This window comes from Streptomyces sp. NPDC002619, from assembly GCF_042889305.1.
Classification (GTDB): Bacteria; Actinomycetota; Actinomycetes; order Streptomycetales; family Streptomycetaceae; genus Streptomyces.
On record NZ_JBIAQV010000001.1, the window covers coordinates 666,706 to 683,241 of the forward strand.

A 16,536-nucleotide genomic window follows, 5' to 3' on the forward strand; every position below is an offset into this window, starting at 1 on the left:
ACCCAAAATTGACATGATCATGTCTAACTGAAGGAGGACCCCTCAGATGGCAGTGATACGTCACGCCCGCCGAAGACTGGCCGTGTTCGGCGCGGCGGCCACCGCCGCCCTCGTCGCGAGCCTCGTCTCCGCCCTCCCTGCCGGTGCCGCTCAGGACCGGGAGGGCACCGTCCAGTACGAGGGCGCCGCGAACGCCGTCCCCGGCAGCTACGTCGTGACCCTCAAGCCCGGTGCCCCGAAGGCCGGTTCCGTCGCGGGCCGCGCGCTGGCCAAGGAGTACGGGGCCAGCATTCAGCGCACGTACCAGAAGGCCCTCAACGGCTACGCGATCGAGGCCTCCGCGGCCGAGGCCAAGCGCCTCGCCGCCGACCCGGCCGTCGCCTCCGTCGTCCAGAACCGCACCTTCCACATGGACGCGACCCAGACCAACCCGCCCTCCTGGGGCCTGGACCGCATCGACCAGTGGAACCTCCCGCTGGACAGTAAGTACACCTACCCGGACTCGGCCGGGCAGGGCGTGACCGCGTACATCATCGACACCGGTGTCCGCATCACGCACAGCGACTTCGGCGGCCGCGCCTCCTACGGCTACGACGCCGTCGACAACGACAACACCGCCCAGGACGGCAACGGCCACGGCACGCACGTCGCCGGCACGGTCGCGGGCACCTCGTACGGCGTCGCCAAGAAGGCGAAGATCGTCGGCGTGCGCGTGCTGAACAACGCCGGTTCGGGTACGACCGCGCAGGTCGTCGCCGGTATCGACTGGGTCGCGCGGAACGCCGTGAAGCCCGCCGTCGCCAACATGTCCCTCGGCGGCGGCGCCGACAGCGCCCTCGACACGGCCGTCCGCAACGCCATCGCGGCCGGCGTCACCTTCGCGGTCGCGGCCGGCAACGACGGTGCCAACGCCTCCAACTACTCGCCCGCGCGCGTCAGCGAGGCCATCACCGTCGGCGCCACCACGTCCAGCGACGCCCGCGCCAGCTACTCCAACTACGGCTCGGTCCTCGACCTGTTCGCCCCGGGCTCATCGATCACCTCGTCCTGGAACACCAGCGACACGGCGACCAACACCATCTCCGGTACGTCGATGGCGACCCCGCACGTCACCGGCGCGGCCGCGCTCTACCTCGCCGACCACTCGACGGCCACACCCTCGGCGGTCTCCTCCGCCCTGGTGAGCGCCGCCACCACCGGCGTCGTCGGCAGCCCCGGCACCGGCTCGCCCAACCGGCTCCTGTACGTCGGTAACGGCTCGACGCCCCCGCCGCCGACCGGCCCGCGCTTCGAGAACACCACCGACTACGCGATCAACGACAACGCGACGGTCGAGTCCCCGATCACCGTCAGCGGCGTGAGCGGCAACGCGCCCTCGGCCCTTGCCGTCGAGGTGCACATCGTCCACACCTACATCGGTGACCTCCAGGTCCAGCTGATCGCCCCCGACGGCTCGGCGTACACGCTGAAGGCGTACGGCACCGGCGGCAGCGCGGACAACATCGACACCACGTACACGGTCAACGCCTCGTCCGAGGTGGCAGCCGGCACGTGGAAGCTGCGGGTCAGCGACAACGCGTCCCTGGACACCGGGAGGATCAACTCCTGGGCGCTCCAGTTCTGACGCTCGCTCCATGAGGTCGTCCCTCGTCCTCGCGTCGTACGGCGTCGCCTCGGCGACCCGGCCGGCCGCGAGGACGAGGCGTGAGCGGCGACGCACGGCGAGGAAGCCGAAGGGGTGGTCGTAGGCGGCGCGGATCCTGGTGGTGACACAGCGCGTTCCGCCCCCGCCAGTTACGCGCTTACCATGCGGCCTGTCGTACGCCAGTACGCCGGTCCAGCACCGCCGCCGCCCGAACCCAGGAGCACGGTACCCGTGTCCATACCTCCGCCCCCAGGTCCCCACCAGCCCGAAGGGCAGTACTCGTCGCAGCCGGGGCCGTACCCGCAGGGCCCGTACGGGCAGCAGCCATACCCGCAGGGCACCTACGGCCAACCGCCGTACCAGCCCTGGGCGCAGGGCTACAGCCCGTACAACCAGCCGGCACCCGTCAACGGGCTCGCCATCACCTCCCTCGTCCTCGGCGTCCTGTGCTGTCTGCCGGGCGTGGGACTGGTCTTCGGGCTGATCGCGCTCCGCCAGATCAAGAAGCGGGGCGAGCGCGGCAAGGGTCTGGCGATCGGTGGCTCCGTGCTGTCCGTACTCGGGCTCGCGGTATGGGCGCTGGCCCTCGCCACGGGCGGGGTGTCGGACTTCTGGGAGGGGTTCAAGGAGGGCGCGAACGGCGGCGCGAGCATCTCGCTGAGCAAGGGCGAATGCTTCGACGCGCCGGGCGGCTCGCTGGAGGGCGAGACGTACGACGTCGACCAGGTGTCCTGCGACGGCGAGCACGACGGCGAGGTGTTCGCCACCTTCAAGCTGCCCGGCGGCCGCTTCCCCGGCCTCGACTCGGTAACCGACACGGCCGACGAGCGCTGCTACGCGCTCCAGGACAGCTACGCCATGGACGGCTGGGCCCTCCCCGACGACGTCGACGTCTACTACCTCACGCCCACCCGGGAGAGCTGGCGGGCGGGCGACCGCGAGGTCACCTGCGTCTTCGGCAACACGGTCGAGGACGCCGGGCTGACCGGCTCGCTGCGCAACGACGAGACCGTCCTCGACGCCGACCAGGTCGCCTATCTCAAGGCCGCGCACGTCCTGAACGCCGCGCTCGACAGCGCGCCCGACGCCGAGTACGTCGAGGACGACCTGCCGGGACACAAGGCCTGGGCGGGGCGGGTCTCGGCCGCGCTGGGCGAGCAGTCCGGGATGCTGCGCGCGCACGACTGGGCGGCTGACACGAAGAAGCCGGTCACGGGCCTGATCCCGGGCCTCGGCAGGGCCCGGTCCGAGTGGGCGGCGGCCGCCGAAGCCAAGGACGCCGACGCCTTCTACGCGCACTACGAGAAGGGCTTCGACCTGCTCGACCCCACCACGACGGTCACCGCGCGCAAGGCTCTGGGCCTCGCCACGACCCCGCCGGAGCGCGACACGGACGGCGGCGGCACGGGCAGCGGAGGAGACGGCGGCGGCATGGAGGTGTGACGGCGGGCGGACCGGGGAGAAAGTGCCTGGGCAAACCCCACCGCCACCACTTCTCATCACATCGAGTGATTCTCTGGCCTTCGCTTGCACGTCTCAACCCACGGTTGCCACGCTGTTGCTGTCTGTACAACCTGATGGGAGCGGCCAGTGACTTTCGGTGAGCAGCCGGCGTACCTGCGCGTCGCGGGTGATCTCCGCAAGAAGATCGTCGACGGTTCACTGCCACCGCATACCCGACTCCCGTCGCAGGCACGGATCCGTGAGGAGTACGGCGTCTCCGACACCGTCGCTCTCGAGGCGCGCAAGGTGCTGATGGCCGAGGGGCTGGTCGAGGGCCGCTCCGGCTCCGGGACGTATGTGCGTGAGCGGCCGGTGCCGCGGAGCGTGGCCCGCTCCGGGTACCGGCCCGTCGGCGGGGCCACCCCGTTCCGGCAGGAGCAGGCCGACGCCGCCGCACGCGGTACATGGGAGTCAAGTAGCGCGCAGACCGAGGCGAGCCGGGGCGTCGCCGAGCGGCTCGGCATCCGGCCCGGCGACCGCGTGATGTGCACCAAGTACCTGTTCCGGGAAGCCGGGGAGCCGATGATGCTCTCCACCTCCTGGGAGCCCCTCGCCGTCACCGGCCGCACCCCCGTGATGCTGCCCGAGGAGGGCCCGCTGGGCGGCATGGGTGTCGTCGAGCGCATGCGGGCCATCGACGTCATCGTCGACAACGTCACCGAGGAGGTCGGCGCCCGCCCCGGCCTCGCCGAGGAACTCCTCACCCTGGGCGGCGTCCCCGGACATGTCGTCGTCGTCGTCCAGCGCACCTACTACGCCTCCGGCCGCCCGGTCGAGACGGCCGACGTGGTGATTCCCGCCGACCGCTACCGTGTGTCGTACCACCTGCCAGTGAAGTAGCGCACACCCCCGGGCAGTTGACTGCCCACCACCTCCCATTCCGCACCGATCCGCCTCCGTCCGCGGGCCGTTGGAATCCGGCCGTTCTCGCAGGTGGTCCCGGCTGCCCCGGGATGCCTCGGACCGGTTGTACCGGGGCGCACAGACGGCGCGTTCGGCATCGTGCGCCCCCACCGTTCTGGCTGGTTGCGTACCTCTTTGTGAAAAGGCGTATTCGCTGAGTGAAGGTTGGGCGTAGGCTCAGGCATATGCGGATTGCGGTTTCCTTAGAGGGCGAGGCGACGGACAGCGGAGGGGTGCGATGAGCGACGGCACGGTCTCTCTCCCCTGGCTCGTCATACGGCAGGACGACAACGGCAATCGCTATCGCGTGGGCAGGTACGCGACCCGCGCCGAGGCCCAGAAGATCGCGGACAGCCTCGACGACCGCGGACACAAGCAGCTCTACTGGGTCGAGCGCATCGGCCACAACGGAGACGGTGCACGCCACTGACCCCGCCCGCGCTCCCGTAGGCTCCGGCGCATGACGGAACGGATTGTGGTGGTCGGCGCCGCCCTGCTCGACGACGGCCGACTGCTCGCCGCGCGCCGCAGCGCACCCCCCGAGCTGGCCGGCCGCTGGGAACTGCCCGGCGGCAAGGTCGAACCGGGCGAGAGTCCCGAACACGCGCTGGAGCGCGAACTGCGCGAGGAACTCGGCGTCGACGCCGAGGTCGTCGAGCGTGTCCCGGGGGAGTGGCCGCTGCAACCTCCTTACGTTCTGCACGTCTGGACCGTTCGGCTGCGCCCCGGCTCCGCCGAGCCCGAACCCCTCCAGGACCACGACGCACTGCGCCGCCTCGCCCCCGGCGAGATCTGGGACGTGGACTGGCTCGACCAGGACGTCGCCGCCGTGCGCGAGGTGGTGGCCCGTCTCGAGACGGGGGCGCGTTGAGCGCGGGGTACGCCGTTCGCGCCACAGTGCGCCGTTCCGGGCGGTACTCGTCCCCGCATATCGGGTATGTGCCCATTAACCCTATGAAACCGGACATGGTGAGCTCGCTGCCTGGGAAGTGATCGGTGTGATCGACACCGAAGGCGACTGCGCCGAGTGGACCTTTCCCGCGGACCCGGGCGCCGTGCGCACGGCCCGCCGTGCGGTTCGCGAGCAACTGCGCGGGTGGGGGCTCGAGAGTCTCGCCGACGTCACGGCGCTGCTGGTCAGCGAGCTGGTGACGAACTCCCTGCGGCATGCGGCGGGTCCGATCGGCGTGCGCCTGGTGCGTTCGGCCGGACTCGCGGACACGCTGCGCGTCGAGGTCTCCGACCCGCTGCCCGACCCGCCGCGCGAGCGCGCCACGACCCCCGACGACGAGAGCGGCCGTGGCCTCCAACTGGTCGCCAGCTCCTCACGCCGCTGGGGCACCCGCCCCGGAGACACCGGCAAGACCGTCTGGTTCGAGCTGGCCGTCCCGTGATGACCCCGCTTCCAGGATGAAGTCGATCCTGGATGAAGTCGATCCCGGATGATCCCGATTCCGGGATGAAACGGTGTACACACCCCCACCCGTCGTCCAGCCCGAGGCGCGGGCCGCGTACGCGTGCCGGAGCGCGGGATTCGACCGCGTGCTCCCTGGTTAGAAGACTGGGAGTGCGGTCCCAGTCCGGTCCGAAAACCGGCTGGACCATGCTGTGATCGTGAACACCGTGTCGTGCGGCGCCGTAGTGCTGGATACTGCGGGCAGCCGCCTCCGGTGACCGGTACCGGACGCGGTGAGCTGGAGGGGACGGTTCGCGTGAGCGAGATACCAGCGAAGGCCACGGAGTCCGAGGACCCGTCGGACGGCGCGAGGGTGGGGGCCGCGGGGTCTGCCGCCGTGCCCGGCGACGCCATGTGGCAGAGCAGTCCGCCCGGCTCCATCTACGACTACATCAAGGTCGCGTCCTTCTCCATCGGCCCCGGCGGGCTCGTCGACCAGTGGAGTCTGCGCGCCGAGCAGATCTTCGGCATCCCCGCCGAGCGCGCCGTAGGCATGGACCCCATCGAGGCCTTCATCGACCCCGACCTGCGCGACCGCGGCCAGCGGAAGATGGCCGAGATCCTCGACGGCCGCGAGTGGACCGGCGTCGTCCCCTTCCGGATGCCGGACAGCGCGGAGGGGGAGCGCGGCGAGGACGGGCTCGCCGAGGTCTACGTCATGCCGACGCGCACCGCCGAGGGCGACAGGGCCGCCGTCTGTATCGTCGTCGACGTCCGCACCCTGCGCAGCATCGAGACCGACCTCGCCGCCTCGCAGGCGATATTCGGCCAATCTCCGTTCGGTTTCCTGCTGATCGACCCCGACCTGCGGGTCCGCCGGGCCAACGAACGGTTCGCCTCCATCTTCGGCGGCACCCCCGACGACCACCGCGGCAACGGCGTCCACGACTATCTGCCGCGGACCGAGGCCGAACGGGTCTCCGCCGTCCTGCGCCGGGTCCTGCGGACCGGCGACTCCGTCACGGACATGCACGTCACGGGCTTCGCGCCCGGTACCGAGCAGCGCCGCCACTGGTCCATCAACCTCTACCGCGTGCACAGCGGCAGCGGCCGGCCCATCGGCATCGCCTGGCTCGGCACCGACATCACCGCCCGCCGCGCCGCCGCCCGCGAGGCCGCCGCCGCACGGCGCAATCTCGCCCTCCTCAACGAGGCCGGCGCCCGCATAGGCAACTCCCTCGACCTGGAGACCACCGCCCGCGAACTCCTCGACGTGGTCGTGCCCGGCTTCTGCGACCTGGCCACCGTCGACCTCTACCAGGGCCTCCTGGCCGGCGACGAGGCCCCGCCCGGCCTCGCCGACGGCAGCGCCGAACTGCGCCGCGTCGCCTACGCCAGCGCGGTCTCCGACGCCCCCTTCGTGGACGGCGGCGCCACCGTCCCGGTCGGTTCGGTCCACCACTTCGCCTTCAACTCGCCCTGCGCGGACGCCCTGCGCACCGCCCGCCCGCAGCACGTCCCGGCCGAGGAGACCGGCCTCGTCCAGTGCACGCTGGCCGTCCCGATGGTCGCCCACGACACGGTGGTCGGACTCGCGCAGTTCTCCCGTACGAAGGGCAGCGAACCGTTCGGCGACCGTGACCGGGACCTCGCGGTGGAGCTCGCCGCGCGAGCCGCCGTCTGCATCGACAACGCCCGCCTGTACCGCCGCGAGCATGAGCGCGCGCTGATACTGCAGCGCTCCCTGCTCCCGCCCGGCGACCCCGAGGCCTCCGGCCTGGACATCGCCTGCCGCTACCTTCCCGGCAACGCGGCGACGGAGGTCGGCGGCGACTGGTTCGACGTGATCGAACTCCCCGGGCACCGCACGGCGTTGGTGGTCGGCGACGTGATGGGCCGCGGGCTGCGCGCGGCGGTCGCCATGGGTGAACTGCGCACCGCCGTCCGCACCCTGGCCCTGCTCGACCTGGAACCGGCCGAGGTCCTCTCGGCGCTGGACGAGATCGCCCGCGGCCTCGGCACGCCCGGCGGTGTCCAGCAGGCGACCCGCGCGGCCCGCCAGCCCCGGGACGCCGACCTCTCCGAGGTGTACCTGGCGACCTGTGTGTACGCGGTGTACGACTCGGTGACCAGACGGTGCACCTTCGCCAACGCGGGCCATCTGCCACCGGTCCTGGTCGAACCCGGCGAGCCGGCGCTGATGTTGGACGTGCCGCCCGGGATGCCGCTCGGCGTGGGTGGCGAACCCTTCGAGGAGGTCGAGGTCGAACTCCCCGAGGGTGCCCTCCTCGCCCTCTACACCGACGGTCTGGTCGAGTCCCGTGACCACCCGCTGGACGAGGGCCTCCAGGCGTTCGTGGGCGCGCTCACGGATCCGGCCAGTCCCCTCGAGGACGTCTGCGACCACGTCCTCAACACCCTCGACACCCACCACGGCGAGGACGACATCGCCCTGCTGATGGCCCGCGTCCAGGGCCTGCCCGCGGAGTCCGTCGGCGACTGGACGCTGCCGCGCGAGCCGCGCAGCGTGGGCCGGGCCCGGGAGCTCGCGCGCGGCCGGTTGATGGCCTGGGACCTGGAACCGCTCGTCGACACGGCGGAACTCCTGGTCAGCGAGCTGGTGACGAACGCGCTGCGCTACGGCGAGGGCGAGATCCGCCTCCGGCTCCTCCTGGACCGCACCCTGGTGTGCGAGGTCTGGGACTCCGGCCTGGTCCAGCCACGTCGCCGCCGCGCCCGCGACACGGACGAGGGCGGCAGGGGCCTCCAACTCGTCGGCCTCCTCAGCGCGGCCTGGGGCTCACGCCGTACGCCGCGCGGCAAGACGGTCTGGTTCGAACTCCCGCTCCCCGACGGCGAAACGGGCCTGACAGACCCGGCGGAGGCGCTGCTCAGCCTGTTCTGACGGGTTACTCCTCCGGGAGTCTGCGGACTCCGCGTGTTTCCCGGCGCCGGGGTGTTGCGGCGCTTGTCCGACTCCGACTCCGGCGAGGCCGGGTTGTCGCGGCGCCGGTCATGACTTCGGCGAGGCGGGGGGCGTCGCGGCGCTTGTTCCGACGGGGCCGGGGCCGTCGCGGTTACCCCTCCGGGAGTCTGCGGCGTCCGCGTGTCGCTGGGCCGCCGAAGGATACCGGGGGGCCGCCGTCCGGTTCCTCGGCCAGCAGGATGCCGCCGAGGACGGCTCCGGCCAGGCCGCTCACGTGGTCACCCGGACCGTCGTACGGGTTCCCGTGCACCCGTACGTCCCGTTCGGCCGACTCCCGTGCCCGCCGGGCCAGTTCGTCGGCGGTCGCCGTGTCGTCGCCGGTGGCGAGGAGGCGTACCGCCTCGGCCAGCAGGGTGCGGGCCTCGGCGCCCACCGCTCCCCGGTGCGTGCTCACGAAGTCGGTCACGGCGGCCACGGCACTGCGGGCGGCGAGCCATCCGGCGAGCGGCACGACACCGGCCCGCCTCACCCCCAGCGGCGCGACGGCCCGCGCGATCCGGCGCAGGGCGTCCAGGGGGTCGTACGGTCCACCGGTCAACTCCTCGCGTACGGCGGCCAGTACCACGCCGGCGTGACCGATCCGGGCCCGCAACTCACCGGCGGGGACCGGTACGTCGTGTCCGTCCCGCAGCCACGCCCGTGCCGACGCCAGCTCCGCCTCCGCGCCGGTCAGCGCCGCCGGGACCAGGTTCGCGGCCTGTTCCAGCTCCGCCGACAGCCGTTCCACCCCGCTGACGAAGACGTCGGCCTGCGCGATGGCACCCTCGGCAGCGCGCAGCGGGCGGGCCGCCTGCTCCACCGCTCCCGAATCCGCCGTCCGGCGCGCCCGGTTGAGCTCGGACGTGGCGAACACCAGGCGATCCTTGGCCTGTTCGCCGTACCCGAGGACGGGAGCGGAGGCGGAGGACGCGTACTGATCGCCCAGCCCCGCCAGCGTCGCCTCCGCGGCCCCCGTCCGCCCGGCCAGCTCCCGGAACCGCCCCTCCGCGATCTCCAGCGCCTCGCCCACGCCCCGCTCCAGCGCCCGGAGTTGATCGAAGGCCTCCGCCTGAGCGTCCAGCCGCCGCCCGGCCTCCGCGCACCGCCCGATCACCCCGACGAGTGCCTGCCGCCGGGCGGCGTCGTCCTTCGGTACGCCCTGCTCGTACCGCCGCCGGATCGCGAACGCGGCCGACAGTTCGGTCTGTGCGGCCCGCACGGCATGGGAGAACGGCTCGACGGCCTCCGCCCCGAACCGCGCCTCGGCGAAGGCGAGTTCCTCCCGACTGGTGCGCACGCTGTCGTCCGCGACGACCAGCGCGGTCCGCGTCTGCCGCTCGAAGTCGTCCGGTGTCGGCACAGGCGGCCGCACGGACACCACGCCGGGCGTCGTCCGGGTCCGGGCACGCCGTGACCGCCGTACGTACGTGTACGTCGCCAGCACGCCCGCCGCCGCGACGGCGGCCAGCGGCAGGACGAGGTCGACGGCGGACGTCTCGTCCTGCTCCGGCGGCGCGGCGGTCACCGCCACCGGTTCGGCGCGCGCCGCGGGAACCGGATCTTCCGCGCCGATCGTCATCCCCGGCAACACCAGCCACACGACGCCGACCGCACCGCCCAGCACGGTGTGTGCCACCCGCACGGATATGTGCGACCTGGCGCGCCTGGGCCGGCCCCGGATCAAGGATGGCGTCACATTTCGGAGCGTATGGGCAGGTGAGCGGGTCCGCGACCGGGGTGGATACGCGTGGGGGACGCCGAGAACAACGAGGACAGGGGGGTACGGGATGGCAGAGCAAGCGGGACTGGCGGAGGGGGAAACCGAACGGGAAGAGACCGGACGGGAGGAACCCCGGGCGCGTCGGCGCCCTTGGCTCAGGTGGGCGTGGCGCGTGGCCCTCACCCTCGTCCTCGTGCTCCTCGTCCCCCTCCTCGCCGCCGAGATCGCCCTGCGCGTGAACTACACGGGTGACCCGGCGGACGGCACGTACACCCGGCACAAGGACGCGATCTGGCTCGGCCACGCCTGGGTCGACGGCCGCAAGAGCGACCCCGACGTCGAGGCCCTCGCCCGCCGCCTCAAGGACACCGGCATCCGTGACCTGTACGTCCACTCGGGCCCGCTGGAGCACGACGGCACGCTTCCCAAGTCGGCGTATCCGAAGGCCCGTTGGCTGATCGCTGCGGTGCACCGCGACCTCCCGGGCGTACGGGTCCAGGCCTGGCTCGGCGACAAGCTCGCCACCGAGAGCCCCGACGGCCTGCGTCTCGAACGCCCCGGCACCCGCGCCGCCGTGGTCCGCTCCACCCGCGAGATCCTCGCCGTCGGCTTCGAAGGCGCCCACTTCGACCTGGAGCCGCTCCACTCCGGCGACCGGAACTACCTCTCCCTCCTCGACAACCTGCGCAACGTCACCCGCGACCACGGCGCCCAGCTCTCGGTCGCCGCCCACCAGATCGACCCGGTGCCCGCCTTCCACTCCTTCTGGGGCACGACCACCGGCCACCCCAAGTGGTGGTCGCAGGCCTACTTCGGGCAGGTCGCGCGCCGGGTCGACCAGATCGCCGTCATGTCGTACGACACCGTGCAGCCGCTCCAGAGCCTGTACGGCGGCTATGTCGCCCAGCAGACCTCCCTGGCCCTGGAGGTCACCCCCGCCGACACGGACCTCCTGATGGGCCTGCCCTTCTTCCACGAGAACCGCTTCGGCCACTGGGCACACGCCGAGACGGTCCCCGCCGCCGTCCACGGCGTCCGCCTGGGCCTGTCCCGCACGGACGCGAAGCGCGCGAACTTCGGCGTCGCCCTGTACGTGGACTTCGCGGCGACGGAGGCGGACTGGACGGCGTACAAGGCAGACTGGGTCCGGTGACCCGTACACGACAGCAGCTGACCGTCGCCGAACTCGCCCCGCTCGCCCGCGTCGCCGTCGGCCCGGCCCGCGCCCTCTCCGCCGTCACGCGTCTGCGCGGCGGCTCCAAGAAGGGCGTGTACCGCCTCGCCTTCGACGACGCGACCACAGCCGTCGCCTATGTCTGGTCGCCGGACGAGGACTACTGGGACCAGCCGGACAGCGACCCCCGCGACCCGTTCTCGCACGCCTCCGGCCTCGACCTGTTCACGGCGTCGCACACCCGTCTGTCCGCCCTCGGCGTCCGCACGCCCCGACTGCTCCACGTGGACAGCACCGCGAACGCCGCTGTCGTGGAGGACGTCCCGGGCGGCAGCCTGGAGGAGGCGCTCGATCGGGACCCGGACGCGGCGCGCCCCACCGTGGAGCGTCTGGCCGAGATGCTGGAGATCATGCGTGACTGCACCACCGCCGGCTACGGCAAGGTCGCGCTCGTCGACAACGGCGGCTCCTCGTACGGCGGTTCCTGTGAGCGGCTCGTCACCGACCGCGCGCTGGCCGACATCGCCGAGACCGCCGTACGGGACGAGAGGGTCGCCGAAGCCCGCGACGCGCTGGAGGAGGCCGTGCACTCTCTGGCGGCCGAGGTCCGCCCACGCGCCCACCGCACCCTCGTCCACGGCGAACTCGGCCCGGACCACGTCCTCGTGGACGCCGGCGGCGACCCGGTGCTCATCGACATCGAGGGGCTGATGTACTTCGACGCCGAGTGGGAGCACGTGTTCCTGCGGTTCCGCTTCGGCCCCCACTACGACGTCCTGCGCGTCCCGGACCTCGACGAACACCGCCTGCGGCTGTACCGGCTGGCCATGCACCTGAACCTGGTGGCGGGCCCGCTCCGGCTGCTCGACGGGGACTATCCGGCCAGGGAATTCATGCGCGGCATCGCGGAGTACAACCTGGTGCGGGCTCTGGCCCACGTGGGATGCTGACCGTCATGCACTTGTACTTGGTCGTCGCGGGAGCGCTGGTCGTGACGCTGATGGCCGTGTCCGGTATCGCCGGCATCACGACCGGCTGGGTGGTGCCGTTCGGCCGGCACCGCATCCTGCGGCCGAAGCTGTGGGGGTACGGCCAGCTGCTCGGCGCGGTCGGGTCCTCTCTGTGGATGTTCCTCGGTGTGTTCCCCGCCAAATTCGATGTGATCCCGCTCATCGGCTGGTTCGTGTTCATGGGGAGCCTGGGCATTCAGATGCTGGCCCAGCGCCCCGGCCGTCCCCCCCGACTGCCCCCTACGAAGTCCGCCTCCTGATCTTCGACCCCAGCCACACCAGCGGGTCGTACTTTCGGTCCACCGCGCGTTCCTTCAGGGGGATCAGGGCGTTGTCCGTGATCTTGATGCCCTCGGGGCAGACCTCCGTGCAGCACTTGGTGATGTTGCAGTAGCCGAGGCCGTGTTCGTCCTGGGCCGTTCGTTTGCGGTCCAGGCCGCTCTCGGCGGCCGCGTCCAGTGGGTGCATGTCCAGTTCGGCGACCCGCATGAGGAAGCGCGGGCCGGCGAACGCCGTCTTGTTCTCCTCGTGATCGCGGACCACATGGCAGGTGTCCTGGCACAGGAAGCACTCGATGCACTTGCGGAACTCCTGCGAGCGGTCCACGTCCTCCTGCATCATGCGGTACTCGCCCAGACCGACACCGGCGGGCGGCACGAACGACGGAACCTCGCGCGCCTTCTGGTAGTTGAAGCCGACGTCCGTCACCAGGTCGCGGATCACCGGGAAGGCGCGCAGCGGGGTCACGGTGATCGTCTCGTCGCGGGTGAAGACCGACATGCGCGTCATGCACATCAGACGCGGGCGCCCGTTGATCTCCGCGGAGCACGAACCGCACTTGCCGGCCTTGCAGTTCCAGCGGACGGCGAGATCGGGCGCCTGGGTGGCCTGGAGACGGTGGATGATGTCCAGGACCACCTCGCCGTCGTTGACCTCGACCTTGAAGTCCTCCAGGGCGCCGCCCTCGACGTCGCCGCGCCACACCTTGAAGCGGGCCTCGTAGCTGCTCACTCGTACAGCTCCTCTTCGGCGAGGTACTTGACCAGCTCCTCCTTGTCGAAGAGGGCGAGCAGGTCCGGGCGGATGGGGTCGGTCGTCAGGCGGGTGAGAGTGATCTGGCTGCGGACCGGGTCCGTGGCTTCGAGGCCCCCCGTGGGGTCGGCCAGCGCGCACAGCAGGTTGATCTTGCGCCAGCGCCGGTCCATCGTCGGGTGGTCCTCGCGGGTGTGCCCGCCGCGCGACTCCGTGCGCTCCAGGGCGGCACGGGCCACGCACTCACTGACCAGCAGCATGTTGCGCAGGTCGAGGGCGAGGTGCCAGCCGGGGTTGAACTGGCGGTGGCCCTCCACGCCGGCCCGGCGGGCGCGTACCCGCAGCTCGGCCAGCTTCTCCAGGGCCTGCTCCATCTCGCCCTCCCGGCGGATGATGCCGACCAGGTCGTTCATGGTCTGCTGGAGTTCCTGGTGGAGGGTGTACGGGTTCTCCGGCGGGCGCCCGTCGTCCTCGCCAGGGGCCGGGCCCTCCGCGGAGAAGGGCCGCAGTGCCTCGGCCGCCGCCAGGTCCACCTGTGTGTCGTCCACGGGCGGGCGGGAGCCCGCCAGCCCCGCCGCATACTCGGCCGCGTGCCAGCCCGCGCGGCGTCCGAACACCAGCAGGTCGGACAGCGAGTTGCCGCCGAGCCGGTTCGAGCCGTGCATGCCGCCCGCGACCTCACCGGCCGCGAACAGTCCCGGCACGCCGCGCGCACCCTCCGTGTCGGAGTCGACCGCGATGCCGCCCATCACGTAGTGACAGGTCGGCCCGACCTCCATCGGTTCCGCCGTGATGTCGACGTCCGCCAACTCCTTGAACTGGTGGTACATGGACGGCAGTCGGCGCCTGATCACCTCGGCGGGCATACGCGTGGAGACGTCCAGGAAGACACCGCCGTGCGGGGAGCCGCGGCCCGCCTTCACCTCGGAGTTGATGGCGCGGGCGACCTCGTCCCGGGGGAGCAGCTCGGGCGGGCGCCGGTTGTTCTCCTGGTCCTCGTACCAGCGGTCGCCCTCCTCCTCCGACTCCGCGTACTTCTCCTTGAAGACGTCGGGGACGTAGTCGAACATGAACCTCTTGCCGTCGGAGTTCCTGAGCACCCCGCCGTCCCCGCGCACCGACTCGGTCACCAGGAGGCCCTTGACCGACGGCGGCCAGATCATGCCGGTCGGGTGGAACTGCACGAACTCCATGTTGAGCAGGGAACCGCCCGCGAGCAGCGCCAGGGCGTGCCCGTCGCCCGTGTACTCCCACGAGTTGGACGTCACCTTGAAGGACTTGCCGATGCCGCCCGTCGCGATCACCACGGCGGGAGCGCCCAGGACGAAGAAGCGACCGAACTCGCGGTCGTAGGCGAAGACCCCGGACACCCGCTCCCCGTCTTTGAGGATCCGCGTGACCGTGCACTCCTGGAAGACCTTCAGCCGCGACTCGTAGTCACCGGTCGCCTCCTTGTCCTCCTGCTGCAACGCCACGATCTTCTGCTGGAGGGTGCGGATCAGCTCCAGGCCCGTACGGTCGCCGACGTGCGCGAGGCGCGGGTACTCGTGGCCGCCGAAGTTGCGCTGGGAGATCCTCCCGTCCTTCGTACGGTCGAACAGCGCGCCCCAGGTCTCCAGTTCCCACACCCGGTCGGGCGCCTCACGCGCGTGCAGCTCGGCCATCCGCCACTGGTTGAGGAACTTGCCGCCGCGCATGGTGTCGCGGAAGTGGACCTGCCAGTTGTCGTGCTCGTTGACGTTGGCCATGGCCGCCGCGATCCCGCCCTCGGCCATCACCGTGTGCGCCTTGCCGAACAGCGACTTGCAGATCACCGCCGTACGGGCGCCCCGCTCCCGCGCCTCGATCGCGGCTCGCAGCCCGGCACCGCCGGCGCCGATCACGACGACGTCCCACTCCTGTCGGTCGACCACAGACATCTGAAGGCCTCACCCCATCTAGAAGAAGCGCGGATCGTCGAAGACACCGGACGCGACCAGGTACACATAGAAGTCGGCGAGCGCCACGCTCACCAACGACGCCCAGGCCAGCTGCATATGACGGGCGTTCAGCTTCCCGACGTACTGCCAGGCCCGGTACCGCACGGGGTGTCTGGAGAAGTGCTTGAGCTTGCCGCCGACGATGTGCCGGCAGGAGTGGCAGGACAGGGTGTACGCCCAGATCAGCACGATGTTGACGAGGAACACGAGCGTACCGAGGCCCATGTGGCCCCACTCGTAGTGCTCGTTGCGGAAGGAGAGCACGGTGTCGTAGGTGAGGACTCCGGCGACCAGGAGGGCGAAGTAGAAGAAGTACCGGTGGACGTTCTGCAGGATCAGCGGGAAGCGGGTCTCGCCGGAGTACTTCTTGTGCGGCTCGGCCACGGCGCAGGCAGGCGGGGACGCCCAGAAGCTGCGGTAGTAGGCCTTGCGGTAGTAGTAGCAGGTCAGCCGGAAGCCGAGCGGGAAGATCAGGATGATGATCGCCGGGGAGATCGCCCACCAGCTCCCGAAGAGGTCGGCGTTCGGGCCCGCGTGCATGGTCTTGCAGTTCTCCGCCAGACAGGGCGAGTAGAACGGCGAGACGTACGGCGCCGCGTAGTAGTCCGCGTTGGCGAAGGCCCGCCAGGTCGAGTAGACGACGAAGGCGAACAGACCGGCCGCGGTGACGGCGGGTGCCAGCCACCAGCGGTCGGTCCGCAGATGCGGTGCGGTGATCGCGGCGCGCGTAGGGGTGCGTACGCCGCCGCTGCTGGGATGAGGTTCCGTACCAGTGGCCAACTTATGACTCCGGTCGGGTCAGGGGGCGTGCCGGTCGCGGGCGCCGAGACCCTCGTCGTCCGAGTCCGTCCACAGGCTGATGTCGTAGGGGGTGTCGGAGATCGTGACGAGATCGGGGCGGCGCGGCGGGGACAGCTCGGGGGCCGCCTCGCGCAGCAGTGCCACGCTCTCGCGCAGATGGTCGGCGTCGGCGCGGACGCGGCGCATCTCGAGGCCACCGCTCCCGAGCTGCTGCTCGAGACGGCCGATCGACCTCTGTAGGTCTTCTAGACAGCGCTGGACTGATGTCAGGTCGTCGTGCACGGACATGACGTGACCTCACTTCCACGGACCTCGCGGTCCAAGGTGGCAACGTTCATGCGCCTGCGAGTGTTGCGCGTCACACGTGCCGGTGTGAAGGCATGTGCAGCGATTGGCGGATCGTGCTCC

The 16,536-nt window shown here is 71.2% G+C and carries 15 protein-coding genes; 10 read left to right on the top strand and 5 right to left on the bottom strand.

The window, feature by feature from the left end; all coding sequences use genetic code 11:
* Positions 1–46 precede the first annotated feature (46 nt).
* The 7 genes from ACFYXB_RS03310 to ACFYXB_RS03340 all read left to right on the top strand — a co-directional run bounded on the left by ACFYXB_RS03310 (position 47) and on the right by ACFYXB_RS03340 (position 8,352).
* Positions 47–1,624, top strand: coding sequence for a S8 family serine peptidase (locus ACFYXB_RS03310; protein WP_389577189.1), 1,578 nt, complete (start codon positions 47–49; stop codon positions 1,622–1,624).
* Between the two features lie 252 nt (positions 1,625–1,876).
* Positions 1,877–3,088, top strand: a complete 1,212-nt coding sequence (locus ACFYXB_RS03315) for a DUF4190 domain-containing protein (protein ID WP_389577191.1) — start codon at positions 1,877–1,879, stop codon at positions 3,086–3,088.
* Between the two features lie 147 nt (positions 3,089–3,235).
* A complete protein-coding gene (locus ACFYXB_RS03320; RefSeq protein ID WP_389577193.1) occupies positions 3,236–3,988 on the top strand; it encodes a GntR family transcriptional regulator in 753 nt (250 codons plus the stop codon).
* Positions 3,989–4,289: 301 nt separating this feature from the next.
* Positions 4,290–4,481, top strand: coding sequence for an SPOR domain-containing protein (locus ACFYXB_RS03325; RefSeq protein WP_351344108.1), 192 nt, complete (start codon positions 4,290–4,292; stop codon positions 4,479–4,481).
* A 30-nt stretch (positions 4,482–4,511) separates the two neighbouring features.
* The gene (locus ACFYXB_RS03330; protein ID WP_351344105.1) at positions 4,512–4,922 is read left to right on the top strand and encodes a (deoxy)nucleoside triphosphate pyrophosphohydrolase; all 411 of its coding nucleotides are present in this window, start codon (positions 4,512–4,514) and stop codon (positions 4,920–4,922) included.
* Positions 4,923–5,040: 118 nt separating this feature from the next.
* Positions 5,041–5,445 (top strand): ATP-binding protein, encoded by a 405-nt coding sequence (locus ACFYXB_RS03335; RefSeq protein ID WP_351344102.1) that lies wholly within the window; start codon positions 5,041–5,043, stop codon positions 5,443–5,445.
* A gap of 318 nt (positions 5,446–5,763) precedes the next feature.
* The gene (locus tag ACFYXB_RS03340; protein ID WP_389577196.1) at positions 5,764–8,352 is read left to right on the top strand and encodes a SpoIIE family protein phosphatase; all 2,589 of its coding nucleotides are present in this window, start codon (positions 5,764–5,766) and stop codon (positions 8,350–8,352) included.
* A gap of 172 nt (positions 8,353–8,524) precedes the next feature.
* Here the strand turns inward: ACFYXB_RS03340 and ACFYXB_RS03345 are convergent, their stop codons facing one another.
* Complete coding sequence (locus ACFYXB_RS03345) at positions 8,525–9,991, bottom strand: hypothetical protein (RefSeq protein ID WP_389577446.1); 1,467 nt, start codon at positions 9,989–9,991, stop codon at positions 8,525–8,527.
* Positions 9,992–10,199: 208 nt separating this feature from the next.
* Here ACFYXB_RS03345 and ACFYXB_RS03350 point away from each other — a divergent pair, with 208 nt between their 5' ends.
* Genes ACFYXB_RS03350 through ACFYXB_RS03360 form a run of 3 tightly spaced genes read left to right on the top strand, consistent with a single transcriptional unit; the run spans position 10,200 to position 12,576 of the window.
* The gene (locus tag ACFYXB_RS03350) at positions 10,200–11,285 is read left to right on the top strand and encodes a hypothetical protein (RefSeq protein WP_389577198.1); all 1,086 of its coding nucleotides are present in this window, start codon (positions 10,200–10,202) and stop codon (positions 11,283–11,285) included.
* Complete coding sequence (locus ACFYXB_RS03355) at positions 11,282–12,256, top strand: phosphotransferase (protein ID WP_389577199.1); 975 nt, start codon at positions 11,282–11,284, stop codon at positions 12,254–12,256. The genes ACFYXB_RS03350 and ACFYXB_RS03355 overlap by 4 nt, the downstream gene beginning before the upstream one ends.
* A gap of 5 nt (positions 12,257–12,261) precedes the next feature.
* Positions 12,262–12,576: a hypothetical protein gene (locus ACFYXB_RS03360; RefSeq protein ID WP_389577201.1), complete on the top strand. Its 315-nt coding sequence runs from the start codon at positions 12,262–12,264 to the stop codon at positions 12,574–12,576.
* Here ACFYXB_RS03360 and ACFYXB_RS03365 read toward each other — a convergent pair.
* The 4 genes from ACFYXB_RS03365 to ACFYXB_RS03380 are packed head-to-tail and all read right to left on the bottom strand — an operon-like array spanning position 12,557 to position 16,416.
* Positions 12,557–13,327 carry a succinate dehydrogenase/fumarate reductase iron-sulfur subunit gene (locus tag ACFYXB_RS03365; protein ID WP_389577203.1) on the bottom strand — a complete coding sequence of 257 codons (771 nt, stop codon included), beginning with the start codon at positions 13,325–13,327 and terminating at the stop codon, positions 12,557–12,559. The genes ACFYXB_RS03360 and ACFYXB_RS03365 overlap by 20 nt on opposite strands.
* Positions 13,324–15,267, bottom strand: a complete 1,944-nt coding sequence (locus tag ACFYXB_RS03370) for a fumarate reductase/succinate dehydrogenase flavoprotein subunit (protein WP_389577205.1) — start codon at positions 15,265–15,267, stop codon at positions 13,324–13,326. The genes ACFYXB_RS03365 and ACFYXB_RS03370 overlap by 4 nt, the downstream gene beginning before the upstream one ends.
* A gap of 18 nt (positions 15,268–15,285) precedes the next feature.
* Positions 15,286–16,107, bottom strand: a complete 822-nt coding sequence (locus tag ACFYXB_RS03375) for a hypothetical protein (protein WP_389577207.1) — start codon at positions 16,105–16,107, stop codon at positions 15,286–15,288.
* An 18-nt stretch (positions 16,108–16,125) separates the two neighbouring features.
* Positions 16,126–16,416 (bottom strand): hypothetical protein, encoded by a 291-nt coding sequence (locus ACFYXB_RS03380; protein ID WP_389577209.1) that lies wholly within the window; start codon positions 16,414–16,416, stop codon positions 16,126–16,128.
* Positions 16,417–16,536 lie beyond the last annotated feature (120 nt).

Coding starts and splice junctions, on each gene's coding strand:
- ACFYXB_RS03310 (WP_389577189.1), top strand. CDS start 47: ATGGCAGTGATACGTCACGCCCGCCGAAGACTGGCCGTGTTCGGCGCG.
- ACFYXB_RS03370 (WP_389577205.1), bottom strand. CDS start 15,267: ATGTCTGTGGTCGACCGACAGGAGTGGGACGTCGTCGTGATCGGCGCC.
- ACFYXB_RS03345 (WP_389577446.1), bottom strand. CDS start 9,991: ATGACGATCGGCGCGGAAGATCCGGTTCCCGCGGCGCGCGCCGAACCG.
- ACFYXB_RS03325 (WP_351344108.1), top strand. CDS start 4,290: ATGAGCGACGGCACGGTCTCTCTCCCCTGGCTCGTCATACGGCAGGAC.
- ACFYXB_RS03330 (WP_351344105.1), top strand. CDS start 4,512: ATGACGGAACGGATTGTGGTGGTCGGCGCCGCCCTGCTCGACGACGGC.
- ACFYXB_RS03350 (WP_389577198.1), top strand. CDS start 10,200: ATGGCAGAGCAAGCGGGACTGGCGGAGGGGGAAACCGAACGGGAAGAG.
- ACFYXB_RS03360 (WP_389577201.1), top strand. CDS start 12,262: ATGCACTTGTACTTGGTCGTCGCGGGAGCGCTGGTCGTGACGCTGATG.
- ACFYXB_RS03380 (WP_389577209.1), bottom strand. CDS start 16,416: ATGTCCGTGCACGACGACCTGACATCAGTCCAGCGCTGTCTAGAAGAC.